The organism is Pontibacter rugosus (assembly GCF_042678745.1).
GTDB lineage: Bacteria > Bacteroidota > Bacteroidia > Cytophagales > Hymenobacteraceae > Pontibacter > Pontibacter rugosus.
Genome location: NZ_JBHTLD010000110.1, coordinates 1 through 16,550 on the forward strand (window position 1 = coordinate 1; position 16,550 = coordinate 16,550).

General features: G+C 45.8%; 16 protein-coding genes. 8 read left to right on the top strand and 8 right to left on the bottom strand.

All coding sequences use genetic code 11. The annotated features are described in order from the left end of the window. Nucleotides 1-576, bottom strand: a 576-nt coding sequence (locus ACFQ2O_RS12470) for a DUF4304 domain-containing protein (RefSeq protein ID WP_377528066.1), incomplete at its 3' end; no start/stop codon positions are given. Between the two features lie 86 nt (nucleotides 577-662). Further along, entirely contained in the window at nucleotides 663-1,553 is an 891-nt protein-coding gene (locus ACFQ2O_RS12475) for an Rpn family recombination-promoting nuclease/putative transposase (RefSeq protein WP_377528068.1), read from the bottom strand. A 272-nt stretch (nucleotides 1,554-1,825) separates the two neighbouring features. Between ACFQ2O_RS12475 and ACFQ2O_RS12480 the strand changes: the two genes are divergently transcribed. The 3 genes from ACFQ2O_RS12480 to ACFQ2O_RS12490 all read left to right on the top strand — a co-directional run bounded on the left by ACFQ2O_RS12480 (nucleotide 1,826) and on the right by ACFQ2O_RS12490 (nucleotide 4,942). Then, nucleotides 1,826-2,929: a sensor histidine kinase gene (locus ACFQ2O_RS12480; protein WP_377528071.1), complete on the top strand. Its 1,104-nt coding sequence runs from the start codon at nucleotides 1,826-1,828 to the stop codon at nucleotides 2,927-2,929. A 95-nt stretch (nucleotides 2,930-3,024) separates the two neighbouring features. Further along, nucleotides 3,025-3,771 (top strand): LytR/AlgR family response regulator transcription factor, encoded by a 747-nt coding sequence (locus ACFQ2O_RS12485; protein ID WP_377528073.1) that lies wholly within the window; start codon nucleotides 3,025-3,027, stop codon nucleotides 3,769-3,771. A gap of 130 nt (nucleotides 3,772-3,901) precedes the next feature. After that, on the top strand, nucleotides 3,902-4,942 hold the full coding sequence (locus ACFQ2O_RS12490; RefSeq protein WP_377528075.1) for a hypothetical protein: 1,041 nt from the start codon (nucleotides 3,902-3,904) through the stop codon (nucleotides 4,940-4,942). Nucleotides 4,943-5,114: 172 nt separating this feature from the next. Here the strand turns inward: ACFQ2O_RS12490 and ACFQ2O_RS12495 are convergent, their stop codons facing one another. Further along, nucleotides 5,115-5,492 (bottom strand): cupin domain-containing protein, encoded by a 378-nt coding sequence (locus tag ACFQ2O_RS12495; protein ID WP_377528077.1) that lies wholly within the window; start codon nucleotides 5,490-5,492, stop codon nucleotides 5,115-5,117. 112 nt (nucleotides 5,493-5,604) lie between these two features. On the opposite strand from ACFQ2O_RS12495, the gene ACFQ2O_RS12500 reads away from it, so the two are divergent. Further along, entirely contained in the window at nucleotides 5,605-5,958 is a 354-nt protein-coding gene (locus ACFQ2O_RS12500) for a hypothetical protein (RefSeq protein WP_377528079.1), read from the top strand. Between the two features lie 183 nt (nucleotides 5,959-6,141). Then, nucleotides 6,142-6,678: a ferritin gene (locus ACFQ2O_RS12505; RefSeq protein ID WP_377528081.1), complete on the top strand. Its 537-nt coding sequence runs from the start codon at nucleotides 6,142-6,144 to the stop codon at nucleotides 6,676-6,678. A gap of 67 nt (nucleotides 6,679-6,745) precedes the next feature. Here the strand turns inward: ACFQ2O_RS12505 and ACFQ2O_RS12510 are convergent, their stop codons facing one another. From ACFQ2O_RS12510 to ACFQ2O_RS12520, 3 genes are all read right to left on the bottom strand, one after another. Further along, nucleotides 6,746-7,024, bottom strand: coding sequence for a (2Fe-2S) ferredoxin domain-containing protein (locus tag ACFQ2O_RS12510; RefSeq protein WP_377528083.1), 279 nt, complete (start codon nucleotides 7,022-7,024; stop codon nucleotides 6,746-6,748). 76 nt (nucleotides 7,025-7,100) lie between these two features. Beyond that, nucleotides 7,101-7,517 carry a hypothetical protein gene (locus ACFQ2O_RS12515; RefSeq protein ID WP_377528085.1) on the bottom strand — a complete coding sequence of 139 codons (417 nt, stop codon included), beginning with the start codon at nucleotides 7,515-7,517 and terminating at the stop codon, nucleotides 7,101-7,103. A gap of 282 nt (nucleotides 7,518-7,799) precedes the next feature. Beyond that, nucleotides 7,800-9,356 carry a M28 family metallopeptidase gene (locus ACFQ2O_RS12520; RefSeq protein ID WP_377528087.1) on the bottom strand — a complete coding sequence of 519 codons (1,557 nt, stop codon included), beginning with the start codon at nucleotides 9,354-9,356 and terminating at the stop codon, nucleotides 7,800-7,802. A 216-nt stretch (nucleotides 9,357-9,572) separates the two neighbouring features. Here ACFQ2O_RS12520 and ACFQ2O_RS12525 point away from each other — a divergent pair, with 216 nt between their 5' ends. Both ACFQ2O_RS12525 and ACFQ2O_RS12530 read left to right on the top strand, forming a co-directional pair. Then, nucleotides 9,573-12,038 (top strand): S9 family peptidase, encoded by a 2,466-nt coding sequence (locus ACFQ2O_RS12525; RefSeq protein ID WP_377528089.1) that lies wholly within the window; start codon nucleotides 9,573-9,575, stop codon nucleotides 12,036-12,038. Nucleotides 12,039-12,165: 127 nt separating this feature from the next. Then, on the top strand, nucleotides 12,166-12,855 hold the full coding sequence (locus tag ACFQ2O_RS12530) for a TIGR04283 family arsenosugar biosynthesis glycosyltransferase (protein WP_377528091.1): 690 nt from the start codon (nucleotides 12,166-12,168) through the stop codon (nucleotides 12,853-12,855). Here the strand turns inward: ACFQ2O_RS12530 and ACFQ2O_RS12535 are convergent. After that, nucleotides 12,841-13,281: a hypothetical protein gene (locus ACFQ2O_RS12535; protein ID WP_377528093.1), complete on the bottom strand. Its 441-nt coding sequence runs from the start codon at nucleotides 13,279-13,281 to the stop codon at nucleotides 12,841-12,843. The genes ACFQ2O_RS12530 and ACFQ2O_RS12535 overlap by 15 nt on opposite strands. 143 nt (nucleotides 13,282-13,424) lie before the next feature. Here ACFQ2O_RS12535 and ACFQ2O_RS12540 point away from each other — a divergent pair, with 143 nt between their 5' ends. Further along, the gene (locus ACFQ2O_RS12540) at nucleotides 13,425-15,506 is read left to right on the top strand and encodes a M13 family metallopeptidase (protein WP_377528095.1); all 2,082 of its coding nucleotides are present in this window, start codon (nucleotides 13,425-13,427) and stop codon (nucleotides 15,504-15,506) included. A 254-nt stretch (nucleotides 15,507-15,760) separates the two neighbouring features. Here ACFQ2O_RS12540 and ACFQ2O_RS12545 read toward each other — a convergent pair whose 3' ends face one another. Beyond that, nucleotides 15,761-16,528: a peptidylprolyl isomerase gene (locus tag ACFQ2O_RS12545; protein ID WP_377528097.1), complete on the bottom strand. Its 768-nt coding sequence runs from the start codon at nucleotides 16,526-16,528 to the stop codon at nucleotides 15,761-15,763. Nucleotides 16,529-16,550: the final 22 nt, after the last annotated feature.

The window sequence follows — 16,550 nt, forward strand, 5'->3', positions numbered from 1 at the left end:
GGTTTGAGGAGTCAATGCCATTTTATAATGTTCTTTGATTGCTAATCGGCCTTTATCTACTTGATTTGTCAGCATATAAAAAGCAATAAGGTAATAAGGTGAAAGTGTTGAAGTAAAATATTCTTCGTCTTTATTTATAAGCAATTTTAAATTTTCAAGAGAAGTATAGTTCTCAAACATCGGCTTTAGGTGCTTTTCAAGGTCTGATTTAATTTTTTCCGCAGTTATTGTTGCATCAATATTCTGTGACAAGGTATACCAATGGTCTCTGTTATGGGAAAAAGTCCCAAGTCTATTTTGAACAAAGCAGTCGTAAGTTTTAGGGAATTCCAGATCAATTTTTTTGTCAGCTACAATTGAAGAAATTTCGGCGTTGTAAAAACCGAAATTAAAGATGAATGTAATGCTGTCATTGTATGAATTCCATTGACTTTTCTGAACATTAAAACACTGTGTTATGTCGTTAACTTGTCTTGAAAAATGAAGCATCTTTCGTCTAAAGCCAAGGTCTTTGAAAAAAGGAATTACGATCCCTTTACAAACGACGTCAAATTCATTTCTTAATTTATCTGTCATGTTGTAGCGATATTTCTATGCTTGTACCCAACGGTCTTGCCTGATAAGGTGTGTGAGGCGTAGCTGAGCGTACTATATAGGCTGGATTACCCTTCGCTTTTCTTCTTCTGTAACTTCTCTATTTGCTGCTCTGTCAGCCCTGTGGTATCAGATATCACTTCAACGGCGATGCCTTTTTTCAGCATGTTTTCGGCTACTCTTTCTATTCCTTTTTCTATTCCTTTTTCTATTCCCTCCAATAGCCCTTCTTCTCTTGCCGTATCCAGCGAATTCTTCATGTCCCTGTAATATTTCAAGCTGTCTTCATAGGAACGAATCTGGTCAGGCGTAAATCTGGCAATCTCGGCCGTCTCAAAGAGCTTCTCAAACACACGCTCCCGCAGCTTGTCAGGGACTTTATCCAATCTATTGAGGTTGCGTATCACGTACAGCCATTTGTCAAACCTTGTCTCCAGTTCATCAACCGTCTTATTGAACTTAGGCATCTCCAGGTAGATGAAGGTGAGTTTATCGTAAAATACTTCCTTTGTCTCTATGTCCGCTAACTTAATGTCATAGCGAAACTTTGCAGGGTCTTTTCTATCCTCATCAAACACAAAATCAAGAATGGCTATGGTGTAAACAGCTTTCAGTTCATAATTCCAGTCTGCCCTTTTTGCCTGCTCACGGATTGGAAAGGTGGAATAGTAGACGGTTCTGTCTTTGAAGAAGTTCTGCTTGGTTTTCTGCAACTCCACAATGAACTTCTCGCCTCTCTCATTCTCACAGTAGATGTCAAAAATAGCTTTTCTGTCTACTTCACCAGTTCCCAGCTGCTCATTTTTAAGATAGGTGAGGTCTATAATCTCGCCCTGCTCTTCTCTTAGCAGCACGTTCAGGAAGTCGAGGAGCAAATCCTTATTGGGTTCTTCCCCGAATAACCTTTTGAAACCGTAATCAGTGAAGGGGTTTATATATTTTTCTATGAATTCAGCCATATGCTTATCTTATATTCAAAGATACAAAGTTTTAGCATTGGCTGTTTCCATTATTGAAATGAAGGGTAGCTAGTGTGTAACAGGAGTACCTACTCCAACTATCTATCCAATACAAGCAGATAAGCCCTTTCTATTCTATACTTCCCTTTAAATCTTTCCAGGTATAAGCTGTTGGGCAAGTATAGCCTGTTTCTGGGCGCGCAGGTGTGGCTTATTGTCTAAAAGCGCTGAGCCACAGTGGGCATAAGCGAAAGAACTTTTACCTTTGTAACATGGAGATAAAGTTGAGTACGGCCAATACCCTGGAGACGGGCGCTACCTGGAGCCTGCCTGAAGTGAGAAGTATAACACAGAACCGCCTGCTGTTGCACTTGTCCTTCTGGACCGTGTACGTAGTGTTCTTCGGGTTGCTTTACGGCAGTTACATCGATGATTACTACAATGCCTTTATGGTGGAGCTGGTGGAGCTGCCTTTTAAAATAGCGCTGGTATACTTTAATATGTACTACCTCATGCCGCGTTACCTGTTGCAGAAGCGCTACCTGGAGTTTTTCGTATACCTGCTTTTGCTGACAGGTGCCATTGGCGCGCTGATGCAGTTTGTGCTGCTTCCTTTTCTGATACACCCCATCTTTTGCCCCACCACCTGTACCGAAGATAACCTGACGCTTTACCGCTTTGTCAAAAATATTGTAAACGTTAACTATGTGGTGGCCATCACGGCAGTTATTGCGTTGCTCAAGAACTGGTATAGCCACCAGCAGGCAGCCCAAAACCTAACGCAGGATAAGCTAGAGGCAGAGCTGAAATTTTTAAAAGGGCAGATACATCCTCACTTCCTCTTTAACACGCTTAACAGCCTATACTCACTCACGCTGAAGAAGTCTGACAATGCACCTGAGGTAGTACTCAAGCTAGCTGGTTTGATGGATTATATGCTGCACGATGCCAACGCTGCGATGGTGCCCCTGGAAAAAGAGCTGGATTACATCAAAAATTACATTGCGCTGGAGAAGGTACGTTATGGAGATCGGGTAGATGTGCATTTAGCTGCTACCGGAAGTATAGCCGGCAAGCAAGTGGCCCCTATGCTTTTGCTGCCCTTCGTTGAGAATGCTTTCAAGCATGGCGTAAGCACCGAAACCGAGAATGCCTGGATCAGGATAGACGTAAAAGTAACAGAAGAAGAACTCGTCCTGCTGGTAGAAAACTGTAAGTGCGGCGACAAAGCCAGCAGCAGCAACCGTGATATGGCGTCTGGTATTGGTTTAAAAAACCTGCAACGCCGCCTGGAGCTGTTATATGAAGATCGTTATGAGCTGGAGATCGAAGATGAAGCAGACAGTTACGCTGCCAGGCTGGAAGTGACATTTTAAAATACGCAGAACTCAATTTAATCTGTTTTATACTTTAGCATAGTATGTAGGAGCTGTGAGTTGAGTTAAAGATACTGTGCCCCAAAAATAGATATATGAAGCTACGCTGTATGATTGTGGATGATGAGCCGCTGGCATTAGATGTGCTGGAGACATTTGTCCAAAGACTGGATAACCTGGAGCTGGTATGCCGCTGCAACAATGCTGTGGAAGCATACAGTTGCCTGCAAAGCGAGCACATCGACCTGATCTTCCTCGACATACAAATGCCCAAGCTAACAGGCATTGATTTTCTGAAATCTCTGGCTCACCCCCCTAAGGTGATTTTTACTACAGCCTATCGTGATTATGCCGTGGAGGGCTTTGAGTTGAATGCCGTAGATTACCTGCTAAAGCCAATCGCTTTTGAGCGCTTCCTGAAAGCTGTGTCTAAAGTATCGGCGCAGGAGCCGCAGCAACCTGTTGTGGTACAGCCTTCCATTATACAGGTAGCCAACAGTCCATCAGACTACAAAGAGACCTTCATTTACCTAAAGGCTGATAAGAAAATGGTGAAGGTAATGCTCGCTGATATTCTATACATAGAGAGCCTGAAAGACTATATCCGTGTAAAAACAGAGACAAAAGAAATCATCTCTTACCAGAAGATATCTTTCCTGGAAGAGAAACTTCCTAATGACAGATTCCTGCGTATTCACCGTTCTTTTATCGTAGCCCTTGATAAAATTCAGGCTTTCTCTGCTACAGCCGTAGACATTGGTAAATCCGAAATTCCTATTGGCCGATTCTACAAGAACGAAGTGCTTCAGGTGCTAAACCAGAATAACCTGCTGGAAACATAGTTTCCAGAATTATGAATTAGAAATAAAAAAGTAGAAATTGTGTGGAAGACACATTTCGGCTGGTGTGCGTACTAAGCACAAGAATGAGTACCATTTCTAATTCATAATTTCTAATTTATAATTTAAGCAGGTGTACATCTCTAAAAAGAAGCTGTTTTACACAGTGCAGGAGGAACTGCGGAAATACCTGCACCACTACGACCGCGAAACGCAACTGCCGGTTCGCTACGAAGACCTGTTGCATTACTCCGATGCGTATCCGTATTACGACAAAAAAGGCAATGACACGCTTTGGGAGTCGGTAATATACGACCAGCACATGCAGCAGGAGCTAAAAGATGGCCTGACTATTATCTACGCCCTGCTCAAAACAGACGGAGATATGTCGGTGATGGAGCACCTGTACGTGTCGCGCATTGATTACTGTACTTTTGGTAACTCCAATCCATTCCGGGTGCAGATCATGAACCAGCTAAACGACAACTACGACTATTTTTATGTAAAGCGTGCCGATGCCTCTCGCATCTATGGGCTGGAGCTGGAGCACATTCTTTCGCCAAGTAGAATTAACTATTTTGTAGACGGAGACACCCTGATTGAAGAACATATTGCAGGCATACCCGGTGATGTGTTTATCAAGGATTTTGTGAAGCGGCCGACCACCAATAAAGTGCGCATTGCCAAAGAATTTGTGAAGTTTAACGAGCGTTGCTTTGTGCGCCTGCTCGGCGACATGCGCTCTTACAATTATGTGGTAGATGTCACGCCAGATTTCGAAGACGAGCAGTATAGAGTGCGGCCAATAGATTTTGACCAGCAGACCTACGAAGGGAAAAAGACCATGTACCTGCCGCAGTTTTTTAAAGATAATAACGCCATAGTTGATCTGGTGGTGACGCTCTTAAAGCCTGATGTGGTAAAGCAGTACCAGAATGAAGAGCGAACGTTGATGTTCCGCCGCCTGCGCTCCTCCCGTTATCGTCTGAAAGACCTGATAGACTGCATGCGCAACGACACTATCTCAACGCCTGATAAAATAGAGCAGCTAAAGCAGGAGCTGGCGCAGCATCATAAATCAGACGAATTCCTGAAATGTGCCAACATGGGCGAAATAGTACGGCTAAACCTTAAAATCATACTTACCAAAGCCCCGAAGCTGAAGCAGGCGTAAAGCTAATACTTTACTGCGGCACCAAGTCTTTATACTTGTTATTAGTTACAAACAGAGTAATAGCACATAACTGTCATCTCGACGATAGGAGAGATCTTCTCTGAATTCCAGATAGATATCTCATTTCATTCGAGATGACAGGAGAAGGCTGGGGGCAAGTATAAAACTTAACCTACAGCCGCTCCAAATCCTTGCGGGTACGATCGCTGTGCTCTAGATTACCGGTATTAACGGTGCTGGCTGGCTCAAACATTAAAACCTCTGCTTCCACGTTGGCCACAGGCTTATGCTCTACACCTCGAGGCACAATCATAAACTCCCCTGGCCGTAGCGTTACAACCTTATCGCGCAGGTGCAATTCAAATTCTCCTTTTATCACCATAAAGAACTCATCTTCGTGCTCGTGGTGGTGCCAATCGAAGGGGCCCAGAAACTTTGCCAGTTTTACCTGCTGCCCGTTCAGCTCGCCTACAATGCGCGGGTTCCAATGATCCTGAATCTGGCTAAACTTCTCTTTAAGTATAACTTTATCTAAACCTTGCGTTTCCATAAAATGATTTATCTAAACTAATTCTAAATAACTTTGTGTTTTAATTGGACTGATTCTAAATAGTGATTAGATTTGCAGTATAGTCTTGAGGACTACAGCTAAGATACGCCCCATGAAGCATACAGCCACACATACAGCCGATATTTATACTTCAGAAACAGGTTCTGTTCATCAGTGCGACCGTAGGAACCGGTTGGTTTTGAACTTTGCAGGTCAGTTAACTGTGCTGAAGGTAGAGGCGTTTCTGAGGCTGAAACGAGTAGTGGATAGTATCGATCTGGAGGCGATGGCTAGCTGCCCTGCACGCTCCGCTGATTACGAAATTATCTCTGTTTGCGGCTGTGACCGCTGTTTTGTGCTTACCCTGGCTGAGCTTATTGCTTTCAGAGAGTTGCTTAATGCTGCGCGTTTTATGATGGAGCTTAACAGTATGCTGCACCAGTACCTGAATGCAGAGTTGGTATAAGAAAAGGTTTTCGATTTGATAGAAGGAAGAGCACAGCTAACAAGTTGTGCTCTTTTTATTTAGACTGCTTCCGAATTTCCAGAGAGTATTGCTATCCAACAACCAATGTTCTTTATTTGAGGTATCTATAAGGAGCACTAGATTAGGTGCCGTAGAAGAGTATTACAGAAACACCCAATTTATATGAAGGATTTACTAAGACTTAGAACCTCTCTTACAGAGAGTATAGAACAAATACTGAACGAACAGATTAAGATGGAAGCAGAGGCATCGGCTATGTACTTAGCCATGAGTAGCTGGTGCGACCGTAATGGCTTTGACTTTAGCGCGGGCTATTTTAAGAAGCAATCCGATGAGGAGCGTGAGCATATGCTGCGTCTGTTCAAATATGTGTCAGACATGGGCGGCCGCGCTGTTTCTCCCGAAATCAGTGGTGTGCAGGTTGAGTTTGATTCGTTCAGAAACGTGTTTGAAATGGCTTTACAGCAGGAAATTGCTGTTACGCAATCTTTTAACCGCATTGCCGACAAGTGCCAGAAAGAGAAAGACTACGTTACCTTCTCCTTTATACAGTGGTTCCTGATGGAGCAGATTGAAGAAGAGTATGTAGCTCGCCGTGCCCTCGAGCTATTTGAGTTGATTGGCGAAGAAGGTACCGGGCGTTACGAAATTGATAAGCGAGTACCTAAAATCTCATACGAGAACACGTACGAAGCATAGTACATGCATCACTTATAAACAGAAAGGCCTCTAAGCTAGCTTAGAGGCCTTTCTGTTTATAAAGTTTTTACTCGGATTTGTGAAGTATGTGATGCTGAAAAGCCTCCTTAGCCTTATGTTCATCAGTATGAGCTAGCCAGGCATTGGCTGGTTGCATGCTGATAACCGGGGCGAAATCACAACGGTCTGTGCAGTCGGTTTTAACCACCTCTACCTGCCCCTTTAGCCCCGCATCCTTAATCATACTTCTGAACAGCTTGCTCAGGTCTTTGCCGCCTTTCTTTTTACACTTGCTACCTGTGCATACATAAATAACTTTATCGGGGGTATTAAAACTTTTGCTCATGTATCGGTTGTACGGAAAACTGGTAAGTGTAAGTTTTGGAAGAGCAAATATACACAAGTAGATCAATTATAAATCTTTATACAGCTACCAGCATCTTTTTCTGTAGCCAGTCCTGTGCATCTGTCAATTTAGTGAAAACCCGCATCTCAAAAGCATCCCCAGTATAGGTTATCATTTTATTTGCTGCAGCCTCAGCAAAAGAGTCTTGATTTACGACGTGGGCATGATATCGTAACCCGGCTTTTTTTGCTGCCGGAATCCAGTCAGTTCTTATCCAAGTTAAAGATTTTTCCCAGGGGCCTACTAGTTCACGGTTATCTGTTAAAGAGTAGCTGCAGTCTGATTCCTCTAATAATTCCAGAAAGGAGATAGCGCCCTGGCGAACATTATCTGTGCTTACATAGCCTGTCCAGTTATTATAAAGCCACTTGTTCTTTTGGTCAAGTTGTATGGTTAAGTATGTCTTGCCGGTTGCGCTCTTTAGTTCTATCATGTTCTCACTCTCATTATCATCTGCTGACCTTGGTAACTATAACTTTAGAGAGTTAGTTCGGATAACATGGAGGAATTGAATATTTGGGTTACATAAAACTACATTTATTTTTAACTTAATTTATAAGTGTATGTAAGTGAGATTTTTGTGATGATAAGTGCAGCATTGAACTACAGCAAGGGCTGCAAATAAGATAATGTGATGAGCTTGGCACCAAACAAAAACAGCAGAAGCAGGAGCAACTACCTGCTCCTGCTTCTGCTGTTGAATTTGAAGTGACGCTTATGAAGCCTGGCGAGGCTTTGGCAACGGTTTGCGTGGTAACTTTTTGTCGCGCATGGCAGTGTGGTAAACCATAGATGCCACAATTGTAGCCGCCTGTTTCAAGTCGTCGGCCTGCAGACGATCATAAGAATCCTGGTTGGTATGGTGGGTGCGGGTGTCGTAGTCAATCTCGTCTTGTATAAACTGGAAGCCAGGCAGACCAACAGCATCAAATGAGAGATGGTCTGTGCCTCCCGTATTTCTGATAGTAACCGTTGTAGCGCCCAAGTCATGGAAGGGAGCTAGCCAGGCTTCCATAAGCGGGCGTACTGCATCGTTGCCTTGTAAATAAATGCCCCGGATTTTGCCGGTACCATTGTCGAGGTTATAGTATGCTGATAGCTTTTCGTGCTCCTTAGTTAGTTGCATTGTTGCCGGGTCGCCGAAATGCTGCTTTACATAGCCTCTGGAGCCGTGTATACCTTGCTCTTCACCTGTCCAGAGCGCAATGCGGATGGTGCGTTTTGGTTTGATACCCATAGACTGCAGAATCCGAACAGCTTCCATCATTACTGCTACGCCGGCTGCATTGTCGGTAGCACCTGTGGAGCCATGCCAGGAGTCAATGTGGCCACCTAGCATTACTACTTCATTCTTTAGTTTTTTATCTGTGCCCGGTATTTCTGCGACCACATTGTAGCCTTTCATGTCGTTGTCGAAGAAGCGGGTTTTAGTTTCCACTTCCAGTTTTACAGGCTGGTTTGCTTCTAGCAGGCGCACGATGCGATTGTAATCTTCCAGGCCCAATTCCAGTTCAGGAAGTGCAGGCTTGGCATCAGGTGCATAAGGTGCGCCATTGCTGGTAAAGTGCGTGCCGTGCATGCCTCCGCGAGTGCTAAGCACAACTGCTGCTCCTTCTTCTTTAAAGAACTCTACGGCTTTGTTGCGTAAGGCCATGCGGGCGCGGTATTCCGCGATGCGCTCTGGTGTCCAGCTGCTCTGGGTTCTGCTGGCTTCCAGGCTCATAGCCATTTCGTGCAGTTCTTCTTCAGAATATCGCTTGGCATCGGCTGCAAAAGTAGTCTTCGCTTCGTTATCGATTTTGGTAAGTATAATTTTGCCCGCCAGTTTGCCTTTATACTGCTGCAGGTCTTCTTCCTTGTCCAGCGTCACAAGTATAGCCTCTGCTTTCACTTCTCCATTGGTGCTGGGCGTCCATGCTTTTGGTGTGGCGATTAGTTGCTGGTAGTATGGTGCCGCCATCGCAATGTATGATTTCTCTATTTCCCAGCCACGGCCAAAGTCTCCCCACTCTTCTAGGTGTGCATTTTTTAAACCCCACTCCGTTAATTGTTTCTTAGCCCAGTCGTTGGCACGTGCCAGCCCAGGAGAGCCAGATAAACGCGGCCCCGACACATCTGTCAGGTAAAAAGCAATTTTCATTACCTGCGAGTTCTGCAGGCCTTCCTGTTTAATGCGGTGCACCATGTCAAGGTCCACAGGCTCCTGTTGGGCCTTCGCTACAAAGGCCACCTGCAGCATAAGGGCTAAAGCGAGTAGTGAGGTTTTTTTCATAAGGTTAAATAAAGGTTGTAACGTTAATTGGTAGTATAAATAAAGACAAGTTTTACTACATAGGCAAGTATAGGTGCAGGCAATGCTCTGTCAAGTAAAGCATTATGCTGCTTGTATAGAATAATAGGAGATTAAATGCTGTAAGTGTAATATAGTAATTTAAACCCTATTACTTATCTGTAGTCTATACTTCAACTAAACTTCAATCTATCGACTATGATCATCACCAAAAACAGATCAGCAAAGTGTGTGGGAGCACACCTGCTGTGCCTGCTGCTCCTGGGCGGATCTGCACCTGCTGCCCTGGCACAAGGAGGGCAGGATGTAAACGTGGGCTATCAGCGCCCCCCAGAAACCATAGCAGCCATTATCGAAGCACCTAACACGCCATCGGTCAGTATCAGTGGCAAAGGCGATTGGATGCTTCTGCTTGAAAGCCCAGGCTACCCAAGTATAGAGGAAGTGTCGGCACCGGAAAGCCGCCTGGCCGGTATGCGCATCAATCCTGCTACAAACGGCCAAAGCCGCGGCTACTATTACAATGCACTCACCCTAAAGAAGGTAAGCAACGGAGAGGAGTTTCAGATTAAAGGCTTACCGCAAAATGCAAAGCTGTCGAATATTACCTGGTCTCCTGATGAAAAGACAATTGCTTTTACGAACACAATAGCAAATGGCATAGAACTGTGGATGGCAGACCTGGGCACCAGGCAAGCAAAAAAACTAACAGAAGCTGTGGTGAATGATGCCTACAGCGGAAGCCCATTTGAGTGGCTCGCCGATAGCAAAACGCTTGCGGTAAAGTTTGTGGACGAGAAGCGTGGCGAAATGCCTAAAATGCCCACAGCGCCTGCTGGCCCGACGGTGCAGCAGAACATGGGCAAGGTGAAGCCTTCGCGTACTTACCAGGATTTGCTGAAAAACCGCTACGATGAGCAGCTGTTTGATTACTACATGCAGACGCAGCTGAAGCTGGTGACGCTGGATGGGCAGCAGCAGCCGATAGGGGAGGCGGGCATCATCAAAAGCTTTGATACATCCCCCGATGGACAATACTTGTTGGTTGAGACAATTCAAAAACCCTACTCTTACCTGGTGCCGCATTACTACTTTCCTTATAAAGTAGAAGTATGGAACCGCAACGGTCAAAAAATAAAGGAGCTGGCACAACTGCCACTGGCCGAAGATATACCGATTGCGTTTGATGCCGTGGCCAAAGGCCCGCGCGGCTATAACTGGAGACCTGATGTACCTGCTACGTTATATTGGGCAGAAGCGCAGGACGAGGGAGACGCGAACAAAGAGGCTGCCATCCGGGACAATGTATACATGCTGGCTGCTCCCTTCACAGCAAAACCTGCCAAGTTAGCTTCTACCAAATACCGCTATCGTGGCATGAGCTGGGGTGATAATATGGCCATCGTGAACGAGCGCTGGTGGAAAAACCGTATGGAACGCAGCACGCTGGTTGATCCAAGCAAACCTTCAAAGGCTGGCGTAGTGCTGATCGAGCGCTCTTACGAAGACAACTATACTGATCCGGGTTCGCCTGTTTTCACCAAGAACAAGTATGGCCGCCGTGTGCTGCTCACAGATAAAAAGAAGCAGAATATCTACATGATCTCTGAAGGTGGCTCTCCCGAGGGTAACCGTCCATACGTAAGCGAGTTCAACCTGAAATCTAAGAAAGCAGATATCTTATGGCGCTCAGAGGCTCCTTATTATGAGCGTCCGGTAGATATTATTGATCTGAACAGCAAAAAAATCATCACGAGAAGAGAATCTGAAAATGATCCGCCCAATTATTTTGTGCGCGACATGGATGACAAGCAGCTGACGCAGATTACAAAGTTTCCGCACCCGAACCCACAACTGGAAGGTGTGCAAAAGCAGATGCTGCAGTACAAGCGTGAAGATGGGGTGAACCTGACAGCCGTTTTATACTTGCCAAAGGACTTCAAGAAAGGCGATGCCCCGTTGCCGATGTTACTGTGGGCTTACCCGCGTGAGTTCAAAAACGCTGCTGCTGCCGGTCAGGTAAAAAGTTCTCCTTACGAGTTTACGCGTATCAGCTGGGGTTCTCCTTTGTTCTGGGTAACGCAGGGCTATGCCATACTTGATAGAACGGATATTCCGATTGTAGGTGAAGGCGATGCGCAGCCAAACGATACCTATGTGAAGCAGCTGGTATCAAGTGCGAAAGCGGCTATAGATGAGGTAGTGAAAATGGGTGTGGTTGATCCGAAGCGCGTTGCCGTGGGCGGGCACTCATATGGAGCCTTTATGACGGGTAACCTGCTGGCGCACTCAGACTTGTTTGCTGCCGGCATTGCCCGAAGCGGAGCCTATAACCGTACCCTGACGCCGTTTGGTTTTCAGGCAGAGGAGCGTACCTACTGGGATGCACCGGAAGTATACTTCCAGATGTCGCCTTTCTCCTTTGCAGACAAAGTGAATGAGCCGATTCTGCTTATACATGGTGAGGCAGATAACAACTCAGGTACTTTTCCGATCCAAAGCGAGCGCTTCTACAATGCGTTAAAAGGACATGGTGCTACGGCCCGTCTGGTATTTTTGCCAGCAGAGAGCCACGGGTATCGTGCTAAAGAATCTGTCTTACACATGTTGTGGGAGATGGACCAGTGGCTGGAGAAGTATGTGAAGAACCGCCCGGTACAATAGGCTATCGGTTTATACTTAATAGCGCCCCGGTTACTTTGGTAGCCGGGGCGTTTTGTTTCTTCTCCAACGTATAAAACTAAATCATGCCTTAGGTACGTACCTAGCCATACTTCCCAAATCATATAAATTGAAACTCAGCATCATCATACCCACACTTAACGAAGAAGCCGAAATAGGCAAGCTGTTGGTATACCTGCAGCAGCACACAAGTATAGGTACAGAGATAATAGTGGCAGATGGACAAAGCACCGATGCTACTCGACGCATTGCTGAGGAAATGGGGGCAAGGGTGCTGTTGAACGGATTTAAAGGTCGCGCACCGCAAATGAATGCCGGAGCGATGGCTGCATCGGGAGATGTTTTATACTTCCTGCACGCAGATACCTATCCGCCCGCCGGGTTTGAAGCACAGATAAGGAAGGCAGTAGAAGAAGGTTTTGGCAGTGGCTGCTTTCGACTGAAGTTTGATGTGCCGCATTGGTTTTTGCGCATAAATGCTTGGTTCACCCGGTTTGATGTAAATGCTGTGCGCTTTGGAGATCAGAGCCTGTTTGTACTGCGGGATATATTTCATGAAAGCGAGGGCTTTGATGAGCGTCTGCTTTTACTGGAAGATCAGGAGATAATTGAGAGGTTGCGCCGCATCAAGCCATTTATAGTGCTGCCGCATCGGGTCACTACCTCGGCCCGTAAGTATAAAGTGCACGGAATTTACCGTTTGCAGGTAGGCTATTACCTTATTTATACTTTATACAAACTTGGAGTACCGCAGGAGCAACTAATGCTGGTTTATAAACGGTTGCTACGAAAGGGGTAGCTGTTTTCGTAACCAGTTCTTAGCCTCTGTATACGAACTGAAATGCCTGTTGGTGCAGGTGCCCGTTGCCTCCGAAATCCCTTCTACTTGCTCTACTGCCAGCTTTGTGAAGATATTCTCAGGTACAAGTACAGCAGCGAAAAGATACAGTGCAGGGGTTTGCTTAGCAAGGCTTGGGATCATGGCATGCCCTAGCCAGCGTTGGTCTTCTGGAGCCACAGCGCCTAGCTTCAAAGTATTTACAAGAAGCCTGTTTACCCGCACTTTTCCCATCAAAAGCAGCAACTCGTGGTGTATGGCACGGAATTCTTCTGATGCACCACTGCGTTTATAAGTCAGTACCAGTGCCTGCAGTTCTGTGTCGTGCCGGATCTCGCAGTAGGTGCTGTTGTTAAGAACAGTATACGTTTTCTTTTCGGCTACCATACATTAACTATTTTAGCTCGTTTCAGAGAGCCAAAATAGACTTTTCAGGTTTACTCAGCAACTCTATGTCTTACGAAAGGGTGCTTAATTTGAATCTGGCTTAAAAAAGTAGTAATTTATTCGCCTAAAAAACTATCAATCAAATGAAAAAAACATACTTCTATCCGTTTTCTGCGGTGCTGGCTGGTATGCTGCTCGGGGGCTGTAGCTCTTCCTCTACCACAGAGGGCAACACAGCAAGTACAGCCAATACAGCAGAGGTGAGCATGGGGCGAGGCATCGACCTGGCTAACCTGGACACCACGGTAAATCCATGCGAGGACTTTTATCAGTATGCCAACGGTGGCTGGGTAAAGAACAACCCGATTCCTGCATCAGAAAGCCGTTGGGGCTCTTTTAACGAGTTAGCAGAAAAGAACAATGCCATCTTACGCGACCTGCTTACGGAGGCAGCATCTAACGCTACTGCACCCAAAGGCTCAGCTTCACAGTTAATAGGTGATTTCTATGCGGTAGGAATGGATTCTGTAGCTGCTAACCAAGCGGGTGTTCAGCCAATCAAAACAGAGCTGGACAGAATAAATGCAGTGAAGACGACAGATGAATTGGTGAAAACGGTTGCTGACCTTAAAGCCAAAGGTGTGAGCGGGTTCTTCAGTATGTATGTGTCTCAGGACGATAAGATCAGTACGCAATACGCGTTACAGGCAGGGCAGGGCGGTTTAGGCCTGCCTGACCGTGATTATTACCTGAAGGATGATGAGCGCTCAAAAACCATACGTACCGAATATGCGAAACATTTGCAGAACATGTTCCAGTTGCTGGGCGAGGATGCAGCCGCAGCGCAGAAGAAGGCGAAGACGGTGATGAGTATCGAAACCAAGTTGGCACAGGCTTCCAAAGCCCGTGTAGACCTGCGCGACCCCTACGCCAACTATAATAAAATGACCATTCAGGATTTTACGAAGCAAAACCCGAACCTGAAAGTAAGCCAGCTGCTGTCTGGAATGGGCGTTACGGCTGCCAAAGAAATCATTGTTGGCCAGCCTGCTTTCTTCAAGGAGCTGAACAGCATGCTGAAGAACGTATCACTGGATGATTGGAAAACATATACTACGTGGCACCTTGCCCGCACTAATGCGCCATACCTGAGCCAGGATTTTGTGCAGGAGAACTTCAACTTCTACGGCAAAGTACTGAGCGGAGCCAAGGAGATGCAGCCACGCTGGAAGCGAGTGCTTCGTGCTACAGATGGTGCACTGGGAGAAGCACTGGGGCAGCTGTATGTGCAGAAAACATTCTCGCCGGAGGCTAAGCAGAAGGCGATTGATATGGTAAACAACCTGCAGGAGTCGTTTAAAGAACACGTGCGCGATTTAGATTGGATGAGCGAAGAAACAAAGGAGCGTGCACTACAAAAACTAAATGCCTTTGCCGTAAAAATAGGATATCCTGACAAGTGGGAAGATTATAAAGGACTTGACATCAGCCGCGATTCTTATGCAGCCAACGTGATGCGGGCCAGCCAATATGCCTTCCGTGACAACATAGGTAAGATCGGTAAGCCAGTGGATCGTGAGGAGTGGTTTATGTCACCACCGACTGTTAATGCCTACTACAACCCGACAATGAATGAGATCGTGTTCCCGGCAGGTATTCTTCAGCCACCGTTTTTCGATCCTAACGCAGATGATGCCGTGAATTACGGAGGAATGGGCGCTGTTATCGGTCACGAACTAACGCATGGCTTTGATGATCAGGGAGCGCAGTATGACTATGAAGGTAACCTGAAAAACTGGTGGTCAGAAGCAGATAAAGAGCAATTTACGGCACGAGCCAACGCCGTAGCAGACCAGTATGATCAGTATACGGTTCTTGATAATTTGCACGTAAATGGAAAGCTTACTTTAGGCGAAAATATTGCAGATATCGGCGGCCTTAACATTGCCTATACTGCTTTACAAAAAGCTCTGGAAAAGAAGAATCCAGGTAAAATAGCTGGATTAACACCAGAGCAGCGCTTCTTCCTGGCTTGGGCACAGATTTGGCGCGTGAACATGCGTGATGAAGCGCAGAACCAGCAAATCCTGACTGATCCGCACTCACCGGGCCGTTTCCGTACCAATGGGCCGCTTGCTAACATGCCACAGTTCTATCAGGCTTTTGGTTGTGAGCAGAATGATGCGATGGTGCGCAGCGATGAGAAGCGAATCAAGATCTGGTAGTTGATTTAGCAGGTGCTCATACTCAGTGAAACCTGCCAAATCTAGTTATATAAAAGGCACTGCAGTGATGTAGTGCCTTTTATTTTGAAGTACAGTGTGAAATTTTAGTCCTGTGTTAACGCTCGTCTATGCTGTTGTATGCCAGGAGAATTTTTGTTGATAAAACTCTTCCAAAGATGGTTTGCGGGCGCAAGCTATAACATAGATTGATGCACCAGCACATCTGAGTAACCCAGTCATTCTAATAAATACTTTTACTCTTTAACGATTTTAATAGTGTGTGGAATAACCCGGCGCGGCCAATCAGAGGCATCTACAGGTTCCTGCTCAATTTTCTCTACTACGTCCATGCCTTCCACCACTTCTCCGAACACAGTATATTCTGTATCCAGGCCAGGCTCACCACCAACCGAGAGGTAAGTTTGCTCTTGCGCCAGTGTGTAGTCGATGCCGTGTTTTTGCTCGAAAGCCAGTAGTTCGTCTTTAGAAACAGACTCTCCTGTTACGATATAGAAGTTATGGGAAGATGATTCTTTATCTGGGTTGCGGTCATCTCCGTAACGTGCCATGGCTAATGCGCCACGTTTGTGTATATACTTTGGGTTAAATTCTTGAGGTATTTTATAAGCTCCCTGGCTCATGGTGCGCTCATCAGAATCGCCACCCTGAACGGCAAAGCCTTGCACTACCCTGTAAAACTCGCCTTGATTGTAAAACCCTGCCTTGGTAAGACGAACAAAATTAGCTCTGTGCAACGGCGTGTCCTTATAAAGCCGCACTTTAATCTCACCGTAGCGTGTGCCGATTACAGCCAGACTGTCCTGGTTGTTCTGCCCGAATGCCTGTAGTTTCTCAACTGCATTATCAGTAGTAAGTGGCTCAAGCTGACCGTTATTAGCTGCAGAAGCTTCTTCTTGGTTAGTATTAGCTTCATCCGTGCTGTTGTTACAGCTATATAGCGGCAGCAGACAGGCCGCCAGTAGCAGGCTGCGATAGAAGGGCGACAAAAAGGTTCTTTTCATAGAATTATCATTAGTTCTCTAT

Bases quoted from the DNA above. Each gene is read 5' to 3' on its own strand.
- ACFQ2O_RS12495 (WP_377528077.1), bottom strand. From the start codon at position 5,492: ATGGAAACGCAAGGTTTAGATAAAGTTATACTTAAAGAGAAGTTTAGC.
- ACFQ2O_RS12480 (WP_377528071.1), top strand. From the start codon at position 1,826: ATGGAGATAAAGTTGAGTACGGCCAATACCCTGGAGACGGGCGCTACC.
- ACFQ2O_RS12505 (WP_377528081.1), top strand. From the start codon at position 6,142: ATGAAGGATTTACTAAGACTTAGAACCTCTCTTACAGAGAGTATAGAA.
- ACFQ2O_RS12520 (WP_377528087.1), bottom strand. From the start codon at position 9,356: ATGAAAAAAACCTCACTACTCGCTTTAGCCCTTATGCTGCAGGTGGCC.
- ACFQ2O_RS12525 (WP_377528089.1), top strand. From the start codon at position 9,573: ATGATCATCACCAAAAACAGATCAGCAAAGTGTGTGGGAGCACACCTG.
- ACFQ2O_RS12545 (WP_377528097.1), bottom strand. From the start codon at position 16,528: ATGAAAAGAACCTTTTTGTCGCCCTTCTATCGCAGCCTGCTACTGGCG.
- ACFQ2O_RS12485 (WP_377528073.1), top strand. From the start codon at position 3,025: ATGAAGCTACGCTGTATGATTGTGGATGATGAGCCGCTGGCATTAGAT.
- ACFQ2O_RS12510 (WP_377528083.1), bottom strand. From the start codon at position 7,024: ATGAGCAAAAGTTTTAATACCCCCGATAAAGTTATTTATGTATGCACA.
- ACFQ2O_RS12535 (WP_377528093.1), bottom strand. From the start codon at position 13,281: ATGGTAGCCGAAAAGAAAACGTATACTGTTCTTAACAACAGCACCTAC.
- ACFQ2O_RS12500 (WP_377528079.1), top strand. From the start codon at position 5,605: ATGAAGCATACAGCCACACATACAGCCGATATTTATACTTCAGAAACA.
- ACFQ2O_RS12515 (WP_377528085.1), bottom strand. From the start codon at position 7,517: ATGATAGAACTAAAGAGCGCAACCGGCAAGACATACTTAACCATACAA.
- ACFQ2O_RS12540 (WP_377528095.1), top strand. From the start codon at position 13,425: ATGAAAAAAACATACTTCTATCCGTTTTCTGCGGTGCTGGCTGGTATG.
- ACFQ2O_RS12475 (WP_377528068.1), bottom strand. From the start codon at position 1,553: ATGGCTGAATTCATAGAAAAATATATAAACCCCTTCACTGATTACGGT.